The organism is Mesorhizobium sp. M1D.F.Ca.ET.231.01.1.1, from assembly GCF_003999155.2.
GTDB lineage: Bacteria > Pseudomonadota > Alphaproteobacteria > Rhizobiales > Rhizobiaceae > Mesorhizobium.
Genome location: NZ_RZOZ02000204.1, coordinates 1 through 310 on the forward strand (window position 1 = coordinate 1; position 310 = coordinate 310).

General features: G+C 58.1%; 1 protein-coding gene. It reads left to right on the forward strand.

Annotated elements, in window-relative coordinates; all coding sequences use genetic code 11:
- Positions 1-310: Hsp20/alpha crystallin family protein (locus EN874_RS32980; protein WP_135884738.1), on the forward strand; the 310-nt coding region annotated here is incomplete at both ends.

Consider the following 310-nt stretch of genomic DNA (forward strand, 5'->3'; position numbering starts at 1 on the left):
GACCTTTCGAGAGCATGCGACGCGAAATCGATCGGCTTTTCGACGACTTTCATCCCTTCGATTTCCATCTGCCCGCCACCCGTTCGCTCTTCGGCAGGGACTTCCCCGCGAAGTTGCGCGGTGAGTGGCCGGTGGCGCCGGCAATGGACCTGGTGGAAAAGGCCGATGCGTATGAGATCACGGCCGAACTGCCGGGCATTGACGAAAAGAACGTCGACATCAAGCTCGCCAACAACGTGCTGACCATCAAGGGCGAGAAGAAGGAGGAAAAAGAGGAAAAGGAGAAGGACTACTACCTCTCGGAGCGCCG